This is a genomic window from Winogradskyella sp. PC D3.3 (assembly GCF_054366245.1).
The window spans coordinates 3,342,827-3,362,430 of record NZ_CM135962.1; the positions used below are offsets into that span (position 1 = coordinate 3,342,827).

Annotated in this window: 20 protein-coding genes and 1 other RNA gene; 10 read left to right on the forward strand and 11 right to left on the reverse strand. The window is 32.5% G+C overall.

The genetic code is table 11. From position 1 onward, the window contains the following. On the forward strand, nucleotides 1–2,169 hold the full coding sequence (locus ACXGSQ_RS14715; RefSeq protein ID WP_458626908.1) for a hypothetical protein: 2,169 nt from the start codon (nucleotides 1–3) through the stop codon (nucleotides 2,167–2,169). Nucleotides 2,170–2,233: 64 nt separating this feature from the next. On the opposite strand, the gene ACXGSQ_RS14720 is transcribed toward ACXGSQ_RS14715, so the two are convergent. After that, on the reverse strand, nucleotides 2,234–3,616 hold the full coding sequence (locus ACXGSQ_RS14720) for an alanine/glycine:cation symporter family protein (RefSeq protein WP_458626909.1): 1,383 nt from the start codon (nucleotides 3,614–3,616) through the stop codon (nucleotides 2,234–2,236). 614 nt (nucleotides 3,617–4,230) lie between these two features. Between ACXGSQ_RS14720 and ACXGSQ_RS14725 the strand changes: the two genes are divergently transcribed. The 3 genes from ACXGSQ_RS14725 (at nucleotide 4,231) to ACXGSQ_RS14735 (ending at nucleotide 6,403) form a co-directional block, all read left to right on the forward strand. Beyond that, entirely contained in the window at nucleotides 4,231–5,328 is a 1,098-nt protein-coding gene (locus ACXGSQ_RS14725; RefSeq protein WP_458626910.1) for a heparan-alpha-glucosaminide N-acetyltransferase domain-containing protein, read from the forward strand. A 35-nt stretch (nucleotides 5,329–5,363) separates the two neighbouring features. Then, nucleotides 5,364–5,816, forward strand: a complete 453-nt coding sequence (locus tag ACXGSQ_RS14730; RefSeq protein ID WP_458626911.1) for a hypothetical protein — start codon at nucleotides 5,364–5,366, stop codon at nucleotides 5,814–5,816. 113 nt (nucleotides 5,817–5,929) lie between these two features. Continuing rightward, nucleotides 5,930–6,403, forward strand: a complete 474-nt coding sequence (locus ACXGSQ_RS14735) for a nuclear transport factor 2 family protein (RefSeq protein WP_458626912.1) — start codon at nucleotides 5,930–5,932, stop codon at nucleotides 6,401–6,403. A 137-nt stretch (nucleotides 6,404–6,540) separates the two neighbouring features. Here the strand turns inward: ACXGSQ_RS14735 and ACXGSQ_RS14740 are convergent, their stop codons facing one another. From ACXGSQ_RS14740 to ACXGSQ_RS14770, 7 genes are all read right to left on the reverse strand, one after another. After that, a complete protein-coding gene (locus ACXGSQ_RS14740; RefSeq protein WP_458626913.1) occupies nucleotides 6,541–7,089 on the reverse strand; it encodes a 1-acyl-sn-glycerol-3-phosphate acyltransferase in 549 nt (182 codons plus the stop codon). Between the two features lies 1 nt (nucleotide 7,090). After that, the gene (locus ACXGSQ_RS14745; RefSeq protein WP_458626914.1) at nucleotides 7,091–8,173 is read right to left on the reverse strand and encodes an iron-containing alcohol dehydrogenase family protein; all 1,083 of its coding nucleotides are present in this window, start codon (nucleotides 8,171–8,173) and stop codon (nucleotides 7,091–7,093) included. A gap of 41 nt (nucleotides 8,174–8,214) precedes the next feature. After that, on the reverse strand, nucleotides 8,215–8,838 hold the full coding sequence (locus tag ACXGSQ_RS14750) for a CatA-like O-acetyltransferase (protein WP_458626915.1): 624 nt from the start codon (nucleotides 8,836–8,838) through the stop codon (nucleotides 8,215–8,217). A gap of 4 nt (nucleotides 8,839–8,842) precedes the next feature. Then, nucleotides 8,843–9,547 (reverse strand): HAD family hydrolase, encoded by a 705-nt coding sequence (locus ACXGSQ_RS14755; RefSeq protein ID WP_458626916.1) that lies wholly within the window; start codon nucleotides 9,545–9,547, stop codon nucleotides 8,843–8,845. Further along, on the reverse strand, nucleotides 9,538–10,266 hold the full coding sequence (gene kdsB / locus ACXGSQ_RS14760; protein WP_458626917.1) for a 3-deoxy-manno-octulosonate cytidylyltransferase: 729 nt from the start codon (nucleotides 10,264–10,266) through the stop codon (nucleotides 9,538–9,540). Before kdsB ends, ACXGSQ_RS14755 begins: the two co-directional genes overlap by 10 nt. Before the next feature lie 63 nt (nucleotides 10,267–10,329). Then, on the reverse strand, nucleotides 10,330–10,890 hold the full coding sequence (locus ACXGSQ_RS14765; protein WP_458629369.1) for a DUF4126 domain-containing protein: 561 nt from the start codon (nucleotides 10,888–10,890) through the stop codon (nucleotides 10,330–10,332). Nucleotides 10,891–10,893: 3 nt separating this feature from the next. Further along, nucleotides 10,894–12,333: an ATP-dependent DNA helicase gene (locus ACXGSQ_RS14770; RefSeq protein WP_458626918.1), complete on the reverse strand. Its 1,440-nt coding sequence runs from the start codon at nucleotides 12,331–12,333 to the stop codon at nucleotides 10,894–10,896. Between the two features lie 155 nt (nucleotides 12,334–12,488). Here ACXGSQ_RS14770 and ACXGSQ_RS14775 point away from each other — a divergent pair, with 155 nt between their 5' ends. From ACXGSQ_RS14775 to rsmD, 3 genes are all read left to right on the forward strand, one after another. Then, nucleotides 12,489–13,214, forward strand: a complete 726-nt coding sequence (locus ACXGSQ_RS14775) for a hypothetical protein (protein ID WP_458626919.1) — start codon at nucleotides 12,489–12,491, stop codon at nucleotides 13,212–13,214. Nucleotide 13,215: 1 nt separating this feature from the next. Next, on the forward strand, nucleotides 13,216–13,920 hold the full coding sequence (locus ACXGSQ_RS14780) for a DUF3822 family protein (RefSeq protein WP_458626920.1): 705 nt from the start codon (nucleotides 13,216–13,218) through the stop codon (nucleotides 13,918–13,920). A gap of 100 nt (nucleotides 13,921–14,020) precedes the next feature. After that, nucleotides 14,021–14,563 carry a 16S rRNA (guanine(966)-N(2))-methyltransferase RsmD gene (gene rsmD / locus ACXGSQ_RS14785; RefSeq protein ID WP_458626921.1) on the forward strand — a complete coding sequence of 181 codons (543 nt, stop codon included), beginning with the start codon at nucleotides 14,021–14,023 and terminating at the stop codon, nucleotides 14,561–14,563. A 51-nt stretch (nucleotides 14,564–14,614) separates the two neighbouring features. Here the strand turns inward: rsmD and rnpB are convergent. Continuing rightward, nucleotides 14,615–14,952, reverse strand: an RNA gene (gene rnpB, locus ACXGSQ_RS14790) — RNase P RNA component class A. 135 nt (nucleotides 14,953–15,087) lie between these two features. Between rnpB and dnaX the strand changes: the two genes are divergently transcribed. The 3 genes from dnaX to miaE are packed head-to-tail and all read left to right on the forward strand — an operon-like array spanning nucleotide 15,088 to nucleotide 17,988. Continuing rightward, the gene (gene dnaX, locus ACXGSQ_RS14795; RefSeq protein ID WP_458626922.1) at nucleotides 15,088–16,812 is read left to right on the forward strand and encodes a DNA polymerase III subunit gamma/tau; all 1,725 of its coding nucleotides are present in this window, start codon (nucleotides 15,088–15,090) and stop codon (nucleotides 16,810–16,812) included. Between the two features lie 4 nt (nucleotides 16,813–16,816). After that, nucleotides 16,817–17,404 carry a hypothetical protein gene (locus ACXGSQ_RS14800; RefSeq protein ID WP_458626923.1) on the forward strand — a complete coding sequence of 196 codons (588 nt, stop codon included), beginning with the start codon at nucleotides 16,817–16,819 and terminating at the stop codon, nucleotides 17,402–17,404. A gap of 2 nt (nucleotides 17,405–17,406) precedes the next feature. Continuing rightward, a complete protein-coding gene (miaE, locus tag ACXGSQ_RS14805) occupies nucleotides 17,407–17,988 on the forward strand; it encodes a tRNA isopentenyl-2-thiomethyl-A-37 hydroxylase MiaE (RefSeq protein ID WP_458626924.1) in 582 nt (193 codons plus the stop codon). A gap of 73 nt (nucleotides 17,989–18,061) precedes the next feature. Here miaE and ACXGSQ_RS14810 read toward each other — a convergent pair whose 3' ends face one another. Beyond that, nucleotides 18,062–18,592 carry a porin family protein gene (locus tag ACXGSQ_RS14810; protein ID WP_458626925.1) on the reverse strand — a complete coding sequence of 177 codons (531 nt, stop codon included), beginning with the start codon at nucleotides 18,590–18,592 and terminating at the stop codon, nucleotides 18,062–18,064. Nucleotides 18,593–18,697: 105 nt separating this feature from the next. Then, on the reverse strand, nucleotides 18,698–19,603 hold the full coding sequence (locus ACXGSQ_RS14815; RefSeq protein ID WP_458626926.1) for a Ppx/GppA phosphatase family protein: 906 nt from the start codon (nucleotides 19,601–19,603) through the stop codon (nucleotides 18,698–18,700). Nucleotide 19,604 lies beyond the last annotated feature (1 nt).

A 19,604-nucleotide genomic window follows, 5' to 3' on the forward strand; every position in this document is an offset into this window, starting at 1 on the left:
ATGAAATTTAAAGGACTAACCGCTTTCCTATTATTATTTTCCATTTCCATTTTTTCGCAATCAAAAGAAGAACTCGAAGCTAAAGCGTTTTTCTGGGGTAACGATGATGCTTACAAAAATGTCACAGAAGTTCCTAAAAAATGGACTAATGAATCTGCTGTAATTTTATATAAAAACGAGAATTATGATTTTCACAAATTTGGAAAAAACGTAACTTATACAAGTTCTATAAGGCAACGTATAAAATTATTAGATAAAGCTGCTGTTGAAGATTTTTCAGAATTCGCGTTTAAAAAACGTTTTAGATCAGACAAAGGGCGTTACACTTGGAAAGAAAAAGGCAATAATTACATTGGTGTAAAAATTGTAAAACCAGATGGAAGCGAAATAGAAATTGATGTCGAAAAAGAATCTATAGAAGTAGATGGAGAAACCAAGTTGGCCATAGCTAACTTAGAAATCGGTGATATTATAGACTATTATTTTTACCGCTTAGAACCCTTTAAAACAACCTACGCTTTCGGATTTGATCCGGTTGAAACTTATTTAGGAGAAGAATATCCTGTCGTAGATTTTAAATTGTTTTTTGAAACTGAAAATGATTTCTTTATCAATTTTAATTCGTTTAATGATGCTCCTAAACTAATCGAAATACCAACTGAAAAACGAAGCATGAGACGGTACGAACTCGTTGCTTCCGATATAGAAAAGATTACATCTACACGTTGGTCTTACCCACTTTTAGAATTACCGTCTTACAAGTTTCAAGTGTACTTTGCACGATCTGGTAAGTTTGAAGACAGAGCATTAGCCTTTCTACCTGAAAAAGAAGACATCATTAAAACATCTGTATCTAAAGAGGAAGTTTTAGATTTATATGCTAACCGTTTTAAACCCGATGGAGATGTTGGAGATGTAAGACGCTTCTTTAAGAAGAAAACCTTTGCTAATGACACCGAAAAAGTAACAGAAGCTTATTATTTTATGCGTCACTATTACTTAACGCGTTTTGTTGAGGCCATGATTGTAAAAGAAGCCGAAATTATGTACAATCCATTTGGATATTATGGAGTCCCTGTATTTATTCAAAATCAAAAACAATTTGTACGTCATTTTACAGAATACTTAAAAAGTGAAAAAATTAAGTATGACATTGTTGTGGCCAAAAAACGCTACGATGGTTCTATTGACGATTTATTAATTGAAAGAAACGTTAACGTCTTAATTAAAGTTGAAACTGCTACACCGTTATATGCCGAATTATTTAGCATTCATACCAATATCAATGAATTTTCACCATTAATTGAAGGTACTGATGTTTACTTATTATCACCATCGAGAAATAGAATTGACATCATTACAAAAGGCAAACTCCCTGTATCTAGCCATTTAGACAATGAAACAAAAAAGGACATTACAGTAACTTTAAATGACGATTTCTCAGGTTTTAACCTAAGCGCCATAAATAGTTTTAAGGGGCTTTCTAAAAAAGATGAACAGTACGACCGTTTAATGTTTACAGATTACGTTACAGAAGATTATGCAAAATACGAGACCGCATCTTTTATTGAACTTATTAAACGTAAAAAAGACAAAATCCGATATAAGAAAGAACTTGATGCTGTTGCCGAAAAAATTAAAACCAATCAAATAGAACGTTTTGAAAATAGGGCTAAAGCAGAATTTCAAATTGAAGACATTGAAGACTACACTTATGAAATTAATAATACAGGACGTTACAGCTTAGAGTCTTACTTCACATTTACAGAACATTTTAATGCTAAAAACGCTTTAATTAAAAAAGCAGGCCCTAACTATATTATTGAAATTGGAAAACTGATCGGTGGTCAAATTGATCTTGAAGAAAAAGAGCGTGTTCGTAGCTCAAACATCTACATTGCCAATCCGAGAAGTTTTAACTATACTATTACCTTTAATATTCCAGAAGGCTATACAGTTGCTGGTTTAGATAAACTAAATACAACTGTAGATAATGAAACTGGAGCGTTTATCAGCTCTGCTGTAATAGAGGGGCATCAACTTATTATTAACACGTCTAAACAATACAAACACAACTTTGAACCCAATAGTAATTGGACTAAAATGATAGCTTTTTTAGACGAAGCAAATCAATTTACAAATGAAAAAATATTATTAAAGAAGAAGTAAGTTCTCAGTAGAAACACCTAACAACCTCTTATAATGTATTCTGAATTGTAAGCGGTTGTTTGTTTTAATTTTTCTCTTGTTTTAATTGGCTGGTATAGCGTTTTAGCTCTTTAATCACTTTTGGTGCTAAGATTAAAGTCGCCAACATTGTTGGAATTGCCATCAAAGCAAACACACCATCAATGAGATTAATCATCATACTTAAACTTGTTGTTGCACCAATTAAAATACTTAAAATGTAGAAGTAATTGTAGTAATGCTTTTTATCTGCTCCAAAGAGAAACGACATACATTTTGTTCCATAATATGAGTATGAAAACAAGGAACTCATACTAAAAACAGCAATACAAACTAACAGCAGATATTTACCATAATTAGGCATTACATCTGCGAAGGCAGAAGCCGTAAGACTAACTCCGTTATTAGATGTTGTTTCCCAAACACCAGTCACCAAAATAGCCAAAGCTGTCAGTGTACAAACAATTAAGGTATCTATTGCAGGTCCAAGCATTGCGACCAAACCCTCACGAATTGGCTCATCTGTTTTGGCTGCACCATGAGCCATTGGTGCTGTACCAATTCCAGCTTCATTAGAAAATGCTCCACGTTTAATTCCATGTAAAATTAGCGCCCCTAAAACACCTCCCAAAAAGGTATCGTCTTTTGGATAATAATTAGCAGCAAAGGCATCTGTAAATATCAGCTTAAGATAGTGCCCTAACACATCACTATGTGCTACAAGAATGATTATAACCAATACAAAATATAACGCCACCATACTAGGCACTAATCGCGATGCGACGTTTCCAATACGTTTAATACCTCCTAAAATCACCAATGATGTAATTCCAACCAATACAATGCCAATAATGAGATTAGATTTTAGACCAACTTCTACTCCATTTGGAACTAATAAAATATCATTTAAAGCTTGCGTGAGTTGGTTTACATTAAAAACTGGTAAGGCTCCTATTAGTCCACATAAACTAAAAAACACCGCCAAAGGCTTCCATGATTTACCTAAGCCCTCCATTATAAAATACATTGGACCTCCTTGGATTTCTCCGGCACTATCCTTACCTCTATACATTATAGACAAGGTAGACGTGAAAAATTTTGTAGACATCCCAACCACAGCGCTAATCCACATCCAGAATACAGCTCCAGGACCACCAATTGAAATAGCCACAGCAACACCTGCAATATTCCCCATACCAACAGTTGCAGATAATGCGGTGGTCAACGCTTGAAAATGAGAAATTTCACCAGGATCGTTAGGGTCATCATATTTACCACGAAGCACGTTTAAAGCATGACCTAAATACCGAAATGGCACAAAATGAGATCGTACTAATAAATATAAGCCTCCACCAATTAATAAAATAAGCAAAGGCAAACCCCAAGCTAATGATGAAAAGTCACTGAGTAATTGATTTATAAATTCCATAGATTATAAATGTAGTAAACGGTTTGAATGTACAGTATATATGTTTCTAATTAATTTATAAATAAAACCCTAACCTGCTGATTCTTATTTTGTTTTTTTTAATCCAACTTCGCTTTGCATTTGATAAATGAAGAATATATGAGCATATTTGCTACTTTTAATTTTGACTTTCAGTTGTAATCAAAATGATTTTTCTGATACCGAAATGTACTTCCAAACAGACAAAGCATCCTATAACATTAATAACACCTTTGAAATAACAGTTATAGTAACCCCTAAAAAAGGAGAAAAGAAAATCAGAATTAAAAAAAACTTTTAAAGGACTAATTTCAGAATCAAAAGAACACATTATTTTAGAAATACCTGAATTGAATATAATAATCGTGTAGTTAAATCAGAACTTCGTGTAGCCCCAAAAATAACTATAAAGGGAAATTTGCACACTGTTTTCAGCGTAAAAGAAGCATACGTTACACCAAAAGCTATTGAAATATTAATAGAATAAAAACCATAGTACAACATCATAATCAAAACGATAAGCACCCACCAAAAAATCGTGATATTATTTTATTCCAACTCTAAAATACTACATTTGCATACCAACCAATTACAACTTGAACGCAAACCGTTTATATTTTATAGATGCCGTAAGAGCATTTGCCATCCTAATGATGTTACAAGGTCATTTTATAGATACACTTTTAGACGTATCGTATAGAGACCAAAGCAATACTGCTTTTAAAGTTTGGGAATACTTTAGAGGGATCACTGCACCAACCTTTTTTACAATTTCAGGTCTCATTTTTTCATATTTACTAATAAGAGCTAAACAAAACGGCACAATAAAGAAACGTATGCACAAAGGCCTAGTCCGAGGATTTATGCTTATTGGTATTGGTTACCTATTACGAGCTCCAATTTTTGAATGGTTAATGGGGAAATTTTCCAGTTATTTTTTAGTTATAGATGTGCTGCAATGCATCGGTCTATCACTTATACTTATTGTATTTATTTATAGACTTACCTTAAAAAAAACCTTGCTCTTTTCAATCGTGATGTTACTTCTGGGTTTGTCTATTTTTATAACCGAACCACTATATCGCTATTTAGAATTACCAGAACTTCCTAAGTTCTTTTCTAATTATCTATCTAAGGCCAATGGTTCCATTTTCACCATCATACCATGGTTTGGTTATGTGGCATTTGGTGCGTTTATTGCCACGTTATTCTATAGGTACGTAGAACGACCAAAATTTAAAATGGCTATTGTTTCGGGATTTTTCGTTTTCGGAATTGCTCTTATTTTTGGATCATCGGACTTATTAATGCACCTCTATTTTACCTTAGACATTTCACTTTTTAAGGAGGTTGCCTATTACAATTATTTGTTCACTAGACTTGGCAATGTTTTGATTTTATTCTCTTTATTCTATTTAGCCGAAAACTATATTAAACAGCCTTTAATCCTAAAGATTGGTCAAAAAACTTTATCCATTTACGTTATCCACTTTATTATTATTTATGGTAGTTTTACGGGTATTGGGCTACATCAGCTTATTGGTAAAACTCTAGAGCCTTGGCAAGCTGTTATTGGTGCACTATCTTTTCTTTCTATCGTTTGCTTTATTTCGTTTTATTATGCAAAAACAAACGTATTTGTGTATTCTAATTTGCAAAAAATTATGGATAAGATTAAAAAATACACGCACTAATTTCATTATTTTTAGTCCTCTTAAATCATTTTATTATGAATCTATTCCGTTATATACCTCTGTTTATTGCTCTATGTCTATTATCTTGTAACCACATCGCTAATAAAACTAAAAAAGGTTTAAACAAAGGAGGTGAAATGGTTGGTGAAACTGCTACAGAATTCTTTGATGGTGTTTCAGAAGGCGTAGACAAAACCTTGGAATGCAAAATTAAATTATCTGATAGCTTGTTAAAGCATGGTTTAAAAACAGGAGCCTATAACATTGGTAAACAAAACCATAGCAACAACAATAAACTCACTTTATATTTAATTTTTGATGCCTCGTTTAACAAAGAAGTGGTCGCTAAAGCTTATAATAAATCTGGATTAGAAATCGGTAGAGCAAAAGCCACAATACAAGGTCAAAAAGGCGATGCTCGTTATTTTGATTTTGTATTTAACGAACAGACCGACATTAGTTTTAGAAATACAATTACTATAGAATAAAAAAGACATCTCGTCAAAGAGAAAATCATTTTCATTTTAAAATATAAATTAATAGCATTCTACTTACGTATTTTAGTTACTAATGACTTTATACATATTAAACCAATAATGACATGGAACAGATCATAGAAAAATTTTACAACGCCTTGAATAATGGAGACGGTCCAACAATGGCATCTTGTTACCATGATGATATTATTTTTAAGGATCCTGCTTTTGGAATTTTGAAAGGCGAACGTGCTAAAGCGATGTGGTTAATGTTATGCGAATCTCAAAACGGAAAAGGATTTAAAGTCGAATTTTCAAATATTAAAGCGAATGATACATCAGGTTCGGCACATTGGGAAGCTTTTTATAATTTCAGTAAAACAGGACGAAAAGTACACAATAAGATTAATGCTTCATTTGAGTTTAAAGATGGTTTAATTATTAAACATACGGATAAATTCAACCTACATCAATGGGCTAAACAAGCTATGGGCATTAAGGGTCTTATCTTTGGCGGTATGCCTTTCTTTAAAAACAAACTTCAGAGGCAGACCAACACGTTGTTAGATACGTTTTTGAGTACAAAAAAAGCTGTCTAAATAATTAAACAGCTTTTGTGACAATGTTTCTTTTTAGTGACTTGGAGTTTACTTTATGTTTCATTGTACTTATTTTAAAACAAATTACATGCCAAACAACTTGGTTTGCACATACATACAGCACTATTTATGATAGCTTAACTATAAGCCTTCACCTTACCTTCTACATCTTTAAAAAAAGCTTTCATGGCTTTAAGATCGGCTTCAATATTGTCTGTTGGATAAAACGGTTCTGATATTTTATTTTGTTTATTTTTAAAATCGAGCGTAAACATAATTATAGGCACATTAGCTGCTTTAGCGATATAATAAAATCCTGTTTTCCAGTTTTCTACTTTTTTTCTTGTACCCTCTGGTGCTAAAGTTAATCGAAATTCATCAGTGTCATTAAATAATTTTGCAATAGCTTCTACCTTATTTTGTCCAGAAGTTCTATCTAATGCGCGTCCACCAATCGCTCTAAAGTAATAGCCAAATGGCCATGTAAACAATTCTTTTTTAGCAACAAAATTAGTTTTTACGTTTGTAATTTTACGAAGTAATACTCCAATATAAAAGTCGTGCCAACTCGTATGTGGTACCGCTATAATCACGGCCTTTTTAATGGTGTCTTTTGAAAAATTAGTGTTACCCGCAATCTTCCACCCCATTAATTTAAAATATATGAATTTGGCTAACCAGCGCATATTACATTTTTTTGTAAAGCTCTAAAAGCTTTTCCCTAGTCATTATGGTCTTCCAGTTTTTTCCAATAGCATTTTCCCAAAGGGGTTCTAAACTCAATGCCACATTAATCATTGTATCAAACTGATCTTGATCTAAATTTGCACAAATTCCTTGTGGTAATTTAATATTATGTTTGGCTTTCATCTGTTTAAAAATGGCAACACCTTCAGGATAATATTCTTCTAAATGATCAAAAACAATACAATTTCCAATACCATGTTTTACTCCTAAAAGATAACCTAAACCATAACTCATAGCATGGGCAACACCAACTTGCGAATAAGCAATACTCATACCTCCATGCCAAGATGCCATCATTAATTTATCTTGTGATTCTTCAGGACTTAATGAATCTCCTAAAAATATTTCCTTACAAAGTTCATATGCTTTTTCGCCATAAGTCTGGCTAAATGCATTTAAATATGTTCCTGTAAGCGACTCAACACAATGCACAAAACAATCCATACCAGTGTAAAACCACTGATCTTTTGGAACATCTTTAGTTAATTCGGGGTCTAATATCACTTGGTAAAAAGGAGTATGATCACTGTTAATACCAAGTTTACGAACTGGACCAGTTAAAATTGTAGTCCTAGACACTTCTGCGCCTGTTCCTGAGATTGTTGGAATTCCGACATGATAAATGGCAGGATGTTTAATTAAATCCCAACCTTGATAGTCCTTAGACTCACCTTTATTGGTTAACATTAAAGACACGGCTTTTGCTATATCTAAAACCGTACCACCACCAATTCCAATAATCCCAGACGGCAACTCACTATATTCTAATATAATATCTTCTACCAACTGATCGATTTGATCTGTTCGCGGTTCTTCTTTGGTAGGTATATATATTATTTTATCCTTGTAGGATAACGTTATACGAGAGGTTAACCAATGATTGCCTTTAAAAACATCATCAACATAAAATATAAATGGCGCGTTTCTTCCTTTGCGCTTTGGGGCGAGAATCTCATCGAGTTGATTAAAACTTCCTCGTCCAAAAACCACTCTGGACACCATTGGAAAATTTTTGAATATCATTTACTTTATATCTTTAACAAAAATAATTACTTAGTTTATATTTAATAACTATTTAAATGAAATTGTAATTTTTCATTAAATAGCCCAATATGATAGCCATCTACCAAGGCATGATTAACACTGATAGCGACTTGCATTTCTTTTTTTGACCCTACACGTTCCATTTTACTAAACGCTAATTTGGGTATAGAGTCTTTATCTCCTTTAAACGGTTCTTTATGCCCTGTAAAATTGACCCATGGCAAAGACGAGCAATGCACACAATCCATTGAATTTACAGGTGGAAACAAGTCATTAGAACCAAATATTCTTTCTTTTTCTTTTAAAAAATTATTCTGAAATTTTAAAATATCTTTATCATAGTTTACAAACGAAAATCCAAAGGTTTTATTTGGCCTTAAAATTGTTGGAGAGGCATGAATGGTCTCAAACACCACAACCTCGTTAGATTCATTTATTCTGTATTTTAGATTTTCAACATCATTTATGGCCTGCATTGTGGCATGTAAATAGGTCACAAAAAATGATGTTGCATTATCATGTGAAAACTCATAAGCGTTTGTGACATCGACTTTAAATGTAACCGCAAAATAAGGATCTACAAACGTATTAAAGAACTCAAAATGAGCTTGCCTATTCCATGTATGCTTATCTAGTATTTTCAATTTTTTATTTAAAATATTTTAAAATATCGGTTAAACTATGCTCCGTTTCATATTCTGCCCCATTAGATTCGTGTTTAGATACTTTTTCATGCTCCCAAGTGGTATGAAAAGGCACATGAATCGCTTTTGAACCTATCTTTACCAGAGGTAAAATATCAGATTTTAATGAATTACCCACCATTAAAAATGCTTCGGGTTCAATATCCAATCGTTTTAATAGCTGTTTATAATTATGCTCTTGTTTTTCACTTAACACTTCAATATGATGGAAGTATTTTAACAATCCTGATTTCTCTAATTTCCGTTCTTGGTCTAATAAATCACCTTTTGTGGCAACAATTAATTTGTAATCTTTCGATAAGGTTTTAAGGACCTCTTCTACTCCATCTAACAGCTCAATAGGCTTATTAATCATATCCTTACCAATTTCTAATATTTCGGCTATTATAGTATTTGACACCTTACCATTAGACAACTCTACAGCCAATTCAATCATTGATAATATAAAGCCCTTAACTCCATAACCATAAATAGATAGATTTTTCATTTCCATCTTAAAAAGCTCTTGGTCTATTTTGTTTGGTGTTTCATAATGCGACAATAAGAGCCCAACGCTCTCTTCTGCTTCTCTAAAATAGGTTTCATTGACCCAAAGCGTATCATCGGCATCAAAACCAATTACCTTTATGTTACTGTAATTTACTTCCACAAACGTTTCGCTTTTTCTAAATCTTCAGGTGTATCTATTTCTACTCCTTGTATTTTAGTTTCTACCATTTTTATACGCTTACCATATTCTAGGTACCTGATACATTCAATCTTTTCAGAAGCTTCTAAAAATTGCATTGGTAAAACCGTAAAATCTAATAATGCTTGTTTTCTAAAGGCATAAACACCTTTGTGCTTAAAGTAACGCGCACCTACATTTTTATCTCTTGGAAATGGTATTGGACTTCGTGAAAAATACAAAGCGAAATTTTGCTGATCTACAATAACTTTAACGGTATTGGGATTATTAATTTCTTCTAAATCCTCAATTTCTACCATTAAAGAGGCTAAGTCAATTTCTTTATCCTTATCATCCTTAAAGACATCAATCACTTTTGCTAAACTTTCGCCCTCTGTAAACGGTTCATCACCTTGTACATTTATAACAATATCACAATCTATATTAGCAACAGCTTCGGCAATTCTATCACTTCCCGATTCGTGTTCTTTTAAACTCATCATGGCTTTTCCGCCATTATTTACAATCTCATTAAAAATAATATCACTATCCGTCACCACATAAACCTCACTAAAGAGTTGCGTGGCAACCGTAGCTTCATAAGTTCTTAGAATTACAGATTTTCCTGCTAAATTTTGCATCAATTTACCTGGAAAACGTGATGCACTATATCGTGCAGGAATCATGGAAATAATTTTCATTTAATAAGATGTATATAATGATAGTATTTAATTTCAAAAATAAGATTTAAAAGCTGATTTCGGTCAATTTGATCGTAACTTTTTATAGAGTTTAAATATCAAATAAAATATGAATACTACTAAAATTATAGCTAAAATGGGTAAAAAGATAGAGATTATAGACATTATAACCGAAGTCCCTGTTTCTATAGTTGATACCATTGGGTTTCCAAAACCAGCAGTAGATACAGTAGACCCCAAACGTGTTGCACTTGCAGAACTTTTAACAGCTGCTGCAGTACCTCCTCCTGCGATAATTGCCAAAGCCCAAGTAATTACCGGACTTAAATCTGCAACGGTTGATACCATAACTGCTGTCCCAGCAATGGTCGCTAACGGAATGGCAATACTATCTAATAAATTATCTACAACAGGAATATAGTACGCTACAATTTCAACTAACGTTGCTATACCCAATGTAATTACGGCTGCTGTACTACCAATCCATTGCCAAGATTCATTAAGCTCCCAAACATTAAAATAGGCTGCTAAACTCAACGCAAACAATGGTAAAAAAACTCTAAAGCCTACGGAAGCCGTAAGACCAATCCCTAAAAAAATACTTAAAATTGTTTCTGTCATTATAGTTTAGTTTGATTCGTTTTCTACAAACATCTCATCTTTAAAACCTATTAAATACAGTTTTTCTTTAGCCCTTGTTATGGCCGTATACAACCATCTAATATAATCTCTGTCCATACCATTAGGCAAGTAAGGTTGCTCTACAAAAATGGTATTCCATTGGCCACCTTGCGATTTATGACAGGTAATTGCATAAGAAAACTTTACTTGCAAGGCATTAAAATACTTATTGTTCTTAACCCCTAAAAAGCGTTTGTATTTTGTTTCTCCTTCATAATCTTTGGATACTTCTTGGTATAATCGGTTGGACTCTTCATAACTTAAAGATGCGCTTTCTACATCAATAGTATCTAAAAGCAATACGGTTTCAAACGGTTTCATATTAGGGTAATCTACCATTCGTAACTTAACTTCTGCAAATCTAAAACCGTATAATTCTTTGATGCTAAAAATTTCTAGCACTTCAATAATATCACCATTAGCAATAAAACCAGCTTCGGTATTAGGTTTTAACCAAAAATAATTATTCTTTACCACCATTAAATAATCGCCTGCTGAGAGTTCTGTTTCATTAAATAGAATACGCTGACGAATTTGTTGATTGTAAGCATTTGCACGCTTATTACTTCTAACAATAATGGCTGTTTCCTCGTAACCATCGGCACTATAAGCATCATTAATGGCGTCCATAATTTCGTAGCCATCTATTAAGCGCACACTATCTGTAAAGCCATTGAGGTTGAATTTAAAACTCTCATAAAAATTAGATTCTAAAACCGCTCTAAGTTCGGTTGCATTACTTAAAATCCCAGAACCTTGTTCTTGTCGTACCACTTCATCTAACTCAATTCCTACAACATCTTTATTATAGTTTAAACTGAGTCGGTTTTCATCTAAAGCAGGACTTAAATCGGACTTCACCGGAGGCAACTGTGCTTTATCTCCTATTAATAGTAATTTACAGTCGTGACCAGAATACACATATTGCATCAGATCATCGAGCAACGAACGACTATCAAACGATTTTGTGTCCGAAGGAGTATCTGGTATCATAGAAGCTTCATCAACAATAAAAATAGTATTGCGATGTTTATTGGGTTGCATAACAAAATTGACACCTCCTCCTTTATCTTTTTTAGGAAAATAAATCTTTTTATGAATGGTAAAAGCCTCCTTTTTAGAGTAATTTGAAATAACCTTAGCAGCTCGACCTGTAGGAGCTAATAAAACCGCACTTTTTTTTGCTTGCCACAAATTGGAAACAATGGTTCCAATTATGCTAGTTTTACCTGTACCTGCGTACCCTTTTAATAAGTAAATTGAATTTTTATTAGTGTCAAAAATAAATTGAGACAATTGCATTAACACCATGTCTTGCTTAGAAGTTGGTGCAAATGGAAATTTAGATTTTAATAACGAATAGAATGCAGAAGCATTAGAAATCATAGTGCATAGAAATATATAGCAAGATACTATTATTCTCTATTTTTAAAGCCCAATTTTTATTTAGTTCAATATTTTTACTGTTTTTTATTTTAGATAGTTTTAACCAACAAAAAAAAATTGTAGATTTGCGATAGACCTAATTAATAAAAACTAATATGAACGTAATTATAGCAATTGTAGTAATTATACTATTAACCTTTGGAATTGTATGGTTAATTGACAAATTTGTGCCTAGAAAAATTAAACCAATCATTAATATTTTACTTTGGATTTTAATTATTTTCTTAGGGTATATTACTTATATGTCTGTATATAGAGAAATCCAATTTAACCAATTAAAAGAGAAACGTTACGCTGTAGTTATTGATCGTCTAATTGACATTAGAGATTCGCAATTAGCATATAAAGATGTTAATGGAACTTATACTGATAGTTTTGATAAATTAATTGACTTTGTAGAAAATGGAAAAGTGCCAATTACACAAAGACGTGACACTTTAGTTTTGGATGAAGAAAGAACAAAACTTTTTGGTGGTGTAGAAACTATGAAAACCATAACATTAATTGACACCTTAAGCTTTTACTCTGTAAAAGACTCATTGTTCAAAGGTAGTGACCGTTATAAAACAATGATGAATGTTGGTATTGGTAAAGAAGGAGCTAAATTCACAATGAAAGCTGGTAGACTAGATGAGTTCCCTGTATTTGAAGTAAGTGTAGATAAGGCAGTTGTTTTGGATGACCAAGAGCCTTACTTAGTTGAAAAAGAAAAGCAAGTAATGTCGGTAGATGGCGTTAACGGACCAACCTTAAAAGTAGGTTCTATGGACGAAGTATTCACAAAAGGAAACTGGCCAAAAAGCTACACAAATAAAGAATAGTTTGAAAATAAATGATATTAAGGAACTGTCCATTCAAATTAATTTGAATGGGCTTTCTTTTTGTATTCTAAATAAAACTTTAAATACCATTGAGTTTCTCAAAACACTTCCTTTTGAGCAAAAAACAACTCCTGTTGCAGTTCTCAATCATTTAAAAGCAGAATTAAGTAGTAATACTGTTTTTTCTGAAGATTTTAATGCTGTTTTAGTAATTCACCAAAATGAATTGGCAACATTAGTCCCTGAAGAATTGTATGATGTTGAGCATAAAGCAGATTATTTAAAATTCAATTCAAAAATTCTTAGAAACGATTTTATCACAGAAGATGATATTTCTATAAATAAAAGCGTGAATGTTTACGTACCTTATGTAAATATTAATAATTACATTTTTGAAACTTTTGGCGAATTCGTTTATAAACACTCATCTAGTGTGCTTATTGATGCCTATCTACAACAGACAGAAACTAGTGAAACTCCAATAGTATACCTCAATATCAATGAAAACACAGTTGAAGTATTAGTGATAGAAAAAAACAAGCTTCAACTATTTAATGTTTTTGAATACCACAGTAAAGAAGACTTTATCTATTATATTTTATTTGTATTTGAACAATTAAAACTCAATGCAGAAACCACGCCTGTTGAATTAAGTGGTCATATTAACAAAGGTGATGATCTTATAATATACTTTACACCTACATAAGACATGTTGGTTTCATAAATAAAACTTATAACTTCTCGATAGCTCATACTATAGACAGACGTTATTTACATAAATACTTTTTAATTTTAAATTCCTTTTAATGCGTATTATTTCAGGTTTGTATAAAGGCAGACGAATTACAGCTCCTAAAAAATTACCTGTAAGACCAACAACAGATATGGCAAAGGAAGCCCTGTTCAATATTTTAAATAACCAATACTATCTAGATGATATTTCTGTATTAGATTTATTTTCGGGCACAGGAAATATCAGCTACGAATTTGCATCTAGAGGTACCGAAAAGATTACTGCTGTAGATGAAAACTACGGTTGTATTAAATTTATAACTGAAACCGCTGAAGCTTTTGAAATGACCATTAGCACCATTAAAAGTGATGTTTTTAAATTTCTTGAAAAAGCAAAACAAAAACATACCATTATTTTTGCTGATCCACCTTACGATTTTGATGTTGAAGCCTTTTCTAAAATTCCTGAGTTGGTTTTTAAAAATGAATTGTTAGAAGAAGAGGGCACCTTAATTGTAGAACATTCTAAACACACCGATTTAAGTCATTTAGAACACTACTCCCATTCTAAAGGTTATGGCGGTAATATGTTTAGTTTTTTTAATTACACATCCTAAGATGCTATACACCATAAAAACAAAGCTTCATGGTCTCCCATGAAGCTTGTTTGTTTAAGTAAATCTATAAGCCGAATTCTGTACTTTTACTTTTATCAGAAATTAAATTCTAAAAAAATCAAAGCCCTTATCATTTATCTACACTTACTGTTACCAGCAAGCTTTAGCTGCCTACCCTCTAACAATCGCGCGTGCACGCTCAAACGTTAGTATACATGACATTGCACCACATAGAGTTTACCTGGTTTCACTACAGCATTACCTGTACATACTTTCTGTTGCACTTTTCCTCACCTTTCGATGGATGGCTGTTAACCACTATGATTACACTATGGTGTTCGGACTTTCCTACCCTAAATAAATTTAGAATCGATAAGGCGATCTACTTGGCGCAAAAGTACACAAATTGTTAATAACTCATGTTAATTTTCAGTCCTTATAAAGTGCTTTTAATTGGTAATTCTTAAATTTGTAATGCTCAAAATTTGGTATTAAAAACCACCAAATTAAATTCAGCAATTAAAATGGAACATTTTGTAGTATCGGCTCGTAAATACAGACCCCAAACCTTTAAGGATGTTGTGGGGCAACAGGCTATTACAAATACATTGCTGAATGCTATTGAAAACAATCACTTAGCGCAAGCTTTATTATTTACAGGACCACGTGGAGTTGGCAAAACAACGTGTGCACGTATTTTGTCTAAAATGATTAACAGCGATGGCAATACTAGCGAAGATGAAGATTTTGCATTTAATATTTTCGAATTAGATGCGGCATCTAATAATTCTGTTGACGATATTAGAAGCTTAACGGATCAAGTTCGTATACCTCCACAAGTTGGAAAATACAAAGTATATATTATTGATGAGGTCCACATGTTATCTCAAGCGGCTTTTAATGCGTTTTTAAAGACATTAGAAGAGCCGCCAAAACATTGTATTTTCATTTTAGCAACGACTGAAAAGCATAAAATCATTCCGACCATATTATCGCGTTGTCAAATTTTCGATTTTAAACGCATTACTGTTTCCGATGCTAAAGCGTACTTAAAATATATAGCAAAAGAACAAGGAATTGATGCTGAAGATGATGCGCTGCATATTATTGCTCAGAAAGCAGATGGTGCTATGCGAGACGCCTTATCTATTTTTGATCGTGTTGTTAGTTTTTCTGGTAAAAACTTAACAAGACAAGCGGTCACAGAAAACTTAAATGTTCTCGATTACGAAACCTATTTTACAAGTACAGATTTAATTTTAGAGAATAAAATTCCTGAATTATTAATACAATTCAATACCATTCTTTCTAAAGGATTTGATGGTCATCATTATATTGCTGGTTTAGCCTCGCACTTTAGAGACTTAATGGTTTGTAAAAATCCGGCAACGATTCCTTTATTAGAAGTTGGTGAAGACACCAGTCTTAAATACATGGAGCAATCACAGAAAACAACACATAGTTTTTTAATGGAAGGGATTAGGCTGGCCAATGATTGTGATCTAAAATATAAAACCAGTAAAAATCAACGGTTACTCGTTGAGTTAACGCTTATGCAACTTGCCTCTATCACTTTTGATGGAGAAAAAAAAAATCTTAAGCACTTCATAATTCCTCCTTCCTATTTTAGAGCGAGAGGTATTACCCCAATTCCTGTTACAAAACCAAAAACGGATGTTAAAACACCCGAAAACAGAACAGTTACAAACCAAAAAACAGCACAAAAAGAACCTGTTTCTGTAGTTGAAAAAGCTATTAGTATTCCTAAAATATCCATAAATAAGCCTAAGAAGTCTACGTCGGGTTTATCCTTAAAAAGTATTAGAGAAAAGAAAGAGCATCAATTACGCCAAATGGAAGTGGTTATTGATGAAGAGAACCTCCCTAAAGAGCCTGTAACACAAGAAGCTTTAAGCGAAGCATGGAAACTCTATACCGATCAAATGGATCAAAAAGGAGAAAAAATCATGGCTTCTATTTTACAAATGGACCAGCCCAAATTAGAAGGCACTACCATTCATTTAACTTATTCTAACACTACCAATAAGATTGAATTAGAACGCGCTCAGTTTCCTTTAATGACTTTTTTAAAGAAAAAATTACTTAACTACGATCTTAAATTAGATATTACAGTCAACGAAGAGGTTGCTAAAAAATATGCTTTTACGCCTTTAGAAAAGTATGAAAAATTAAAACAAAAAAATCCAAATTTAGAAGTTTTACGACAGACATTTGGTTTAGATATTTAAGACTATGAAACACTTACTTGGATTAATAGTATTAGCAGTCGTAATTGGCTTTACAAGTTGTGAAGGTCGAACAACAAAAAGGCAAGCCTTATTAAAAAGCATTGAAGAATTTAAAAAGACCGTTAGTTTTGAAACTAACGTTTATATTCCTAAAACTTACACAGAACGTGAAGTTGATACCCTAATGAGTAACGGCTACCATGTAAAAATAAAGACATATTCAGACATGGCAAATAGTGTTTTATTTTCTAAAATAAAAGACACTATTAATCAGCAAACACATTACCGAAATTTCAATTTTGATATTCGCGTTGAAAAAGAAGGCCAATTAATTTATGAAGAACATTATGACAAACTAAAAGCCAATAAAGTATTAGGTTATAGTGAAAATTTTCATCCAGATTCACCACTTTACAACTTTGATAAATTAGCTATTTTAAAATCAATACAGGTCAATGAGGAACCTTCAGTAAAAAACAAGGTACTTATAGATATTATGTTTGCAATACCAGAAACAAATCGTACGGCCACTCATACATTATATATTAATGCTGATGGTACAATGCATATGGTACATGAAAAAATAAAATAATTATGTTAGGATTAAAATTACCAACAGATCCAAGATGGGTAAATATTGTTGAAAAGAACATTGAAGATATATTAACCGATCATGCCTATTGTGAACAAAAGGCCGCCAGCACAGCTATTTCGCTTATTGTTGGTTTCCCTGAATATACAGAGTTAGTACAAGAAATGATTGCATTGGCTAACGAAGAAATGAGCCATTTTAAAATGGTACATGATCGTATTTTAGAAAACGGCTGGACACTAGGCAGAGATCGCAAAGATGATTATGTTATTGCCTTACTTAAATTTTTCCCAAAAGGAGGAAGCAGAACAACACAGTTAGTGCACCGATTATTATACGCCGCATTAATTGAAGCACGAAGTTGTGAACGTTTTAGATTATTATCTGAAGAATTAGAGGATAAAAAACTAGCTAAATTCTACCGTAAATTAATGATTAGTGAAGCTGGTCATTACACTATGTTTTTAAACTTTGCTCGTAAATACGGAGACCGATCGGAGGTGGATCAAAAGTGGGAAGCTCTTTTAGATTTTGAAGCTGATATCATGAAAAACTTAGGTAACAAAGAAACTATTCACGGATAACACTATTTATACGTAAACACAAAAAAAGCCTCAACTTATGTTAAAGCTTTTTTTATAAAATATTATTTTGTACCTAAAGCTTTATTCCAAAACCAAATTGCATGACATGATTTTTAGCTTCATTATTAGTTAGGTCTTTATCTAAAATATTAGTTATGCCATAATAATATCTAATATCTAAAAAAAGCTCATCAGTTATCATATATTCTGCACCAGCCACTCCAGAGAATGCAAACGTCGCAAATCCATCCGTATCTTGCCATGTTTTCAAAGCTACTTGTGGTCCTACGCCCAACATAAGATCATTAGACACAGAAAACCTTAAGAGAATAGGTAATTTGATATAATCTGCCCTAATTTCTGGATCCTTACCACCTTCAGCTGACCATTGTAATTCGGTTAACAATGATAAGTCATCTGTAACGTTAAAATCTACAAAACCTCCAAAAGCAAAGCCATTTCTGTGCTTGTTTTCAAACCCTGTATTAGTTTCAAAGTCAAGATTAGACACATTTAAAGCCCCTCTAACACCATATAAAATATCTTGAGACATTCCTATAGAAGTAAAAGAAACGAACAATAAGGCAACTAAATATTTTTTCATAATTTTTCAATTTGAGATTACGAATATATATTAAATAATAATTTCCTATCAATTAATAGGTCTAGATAGAAAAAAATCGGACAAATGGATTATTATGTGTTAAAACTACACTACAACACTAGAAACCGTTTCATAATACATGCTCTTTATAATACCATCTGAGAGGCCTATTTTTGGCACATATATATCTTTTGCTCCACTCCACTTCATGGCCGACAAGTAAATTCGGGTTGCGGGAATAATCACATCTGCTCTATCTTGATTTAGATTCAACTTTGTTATACGTTCTTCATATGAGTAATTCTGAAGCATCTTATAATAGCTTGTTAAATAAAAATAGGTCAATGGCTTACCAATATCTTTTCCTGATATTTTAAAAATTTTATTAATATTACCACCAGAGCCTATCAATTCTATTTTATCATACCCTTTGGTGTTGTCTTTTATCCAGCGTTCTAACTCTAGCCAAGTTTCATTCTTTACAATATCATTCAACAATCTCACCGTTCCAATTTTAAACGATTTTGATTGTTTCTTCTCTCCATTATGAATAATTGAAAATTCAGTACTTCCACCACCTACATCGACATAGAGATATGTTTTATTCGGGTTTATAAAAGACTGCAAATCTGTGGCGGCAATAATCGCTGCCTCTTCCTCTCCGTCAATAGTTTCTATACTTATACCACAAGTTTCGAGAATTTTATCAGATAAAGGAGCACTGTTTTTAGCTTCTCTCATTGCTGACGTTGCGCACGCTTTATAACGCGTTACACCATGCGACTTTATAATAAGACTAAAAGCCTTCATAGTATCGATCATTCGCTCTTGGTTATACTCTGATATTTCACCTTTTAGAAATACATCTGCCCCCAATCGGATAGGCACACGAACTAATGAATTCTTTTTAAAAATAGGAGGTTCATTATCCTGTTCAATAATATTTGAAATTAATAATCTTACCGCATTTGAACCAATATCTATGGCTGCATATTTTTGAATCTTCAACATT

Excerpts from the sequence above, each read along its gene's own strand:
- ACXGSQ_RS14715 (WP_458626908.1), top strand. The coding sequence starts at position 1 with ATGAAATTTAAAGGACTAACCGCTTTCCTATTATTATTTTCCATTTCC.
- ACXGSQ_RS14720 (WP_458626909.1), bottom strand. The coding sequence starts at position 3,616 with ATGGAATTTATAAATCAATTACTCAGTGACTTTTCATCATTAGCTTGG.
- ACXGSQ_RS14730 (WP_458626911.1), top strand. The coding sequence starts at position 5,364 with ATGAATCTATTCCGTTATATACCTCTGTTTATTGCTCTATGTCTATTA.
- ACXGSQ_RS14735 (WP_458626912.1), top strand. The coding sequence starts at position 5,930 with ATGGAACAGATCATAGAAAAATTTTACAACGCCTTGAATAATGGAGAC.
- ACXGSQ_RS14740 (WP_458626913.1), bottom strand. The coding sequence starts at position 7,089 with ATGCGCTGGTTAGCCAAATTCATATATTTTAAATTAATGGGGTGGAAG.
- ACXGSQ_RS14745 (WP_458626914.1), bottom strand. The coding sequence starts at position 8,173 with ATGATATTCAAAAATTTTCCAATGGTGTCCAGAGTGGTTTTTGGACGA.
- kdsB (WP_458626917.1), bottom strand. The coding sequence starts at position 10,266 with ATGAAAATTATTTCCATGATTCCTGCACGATATAGTGCATCACGTTTT.
- ACXGSQ_RS14770 (WP_458626918.1), bottom strand. The coding sequence starts at position 12,333 with ATGATTTCTAATGCTTCTGCATTCTATTCGTTATTAAAATCTAAATTT.
- ACXGSQ_RS14775 (WP_458626919.1), top strand. The coding sequence starts at position 12,489 with ATGAACGTAATTATAGCAATTGTAGTAATTATACTATTAACCTTTGGA.
- rsmD (WP_458626921.1), top strand. The coding sequence starts at position 14,021 with ATGCGTATTATTTCAGGTTTGTATAAAGGCAGACGAATTACAGCTCCT.
- dnaX (WP_458626922.1), top strand. The coding sequence starts at position 15,088 with ATGGAACATTTTGTAGTATCGGCTCGTAAATACAGACCCCAAACCTTT.
- ACXGSQ_RS14800 (WP_458626923.1), top strand. The coding sequence starts at position 16,817 with ATGAAACACTTACTTGGATTAATAGTATTAGCAGTCGTAATTGGCTTT.
- miaE (WP_458626924.1), top strand. The coding sequence starts at position 17,407 with ATGTTAGGATTAAAATTACCAACAGATCCAAGATGGGTAAATATTGTT.
- ACXGSQ_RS14810 (WP_458626925.1), bottom strand. The coding sequence starts at position 18,592 with ATGAAAAAATATTTAGTTGCCTTATTGTTCGTTTCTTTTACTTCTATA.
- ACXGSQ_RS14815 (WP_458626926.1), bottom strand. The coding sequence starts at position 19,603 with ATGTTGAAGATTCAAAAATATGCAGCCATAGATATTGGTTCAAATGCG.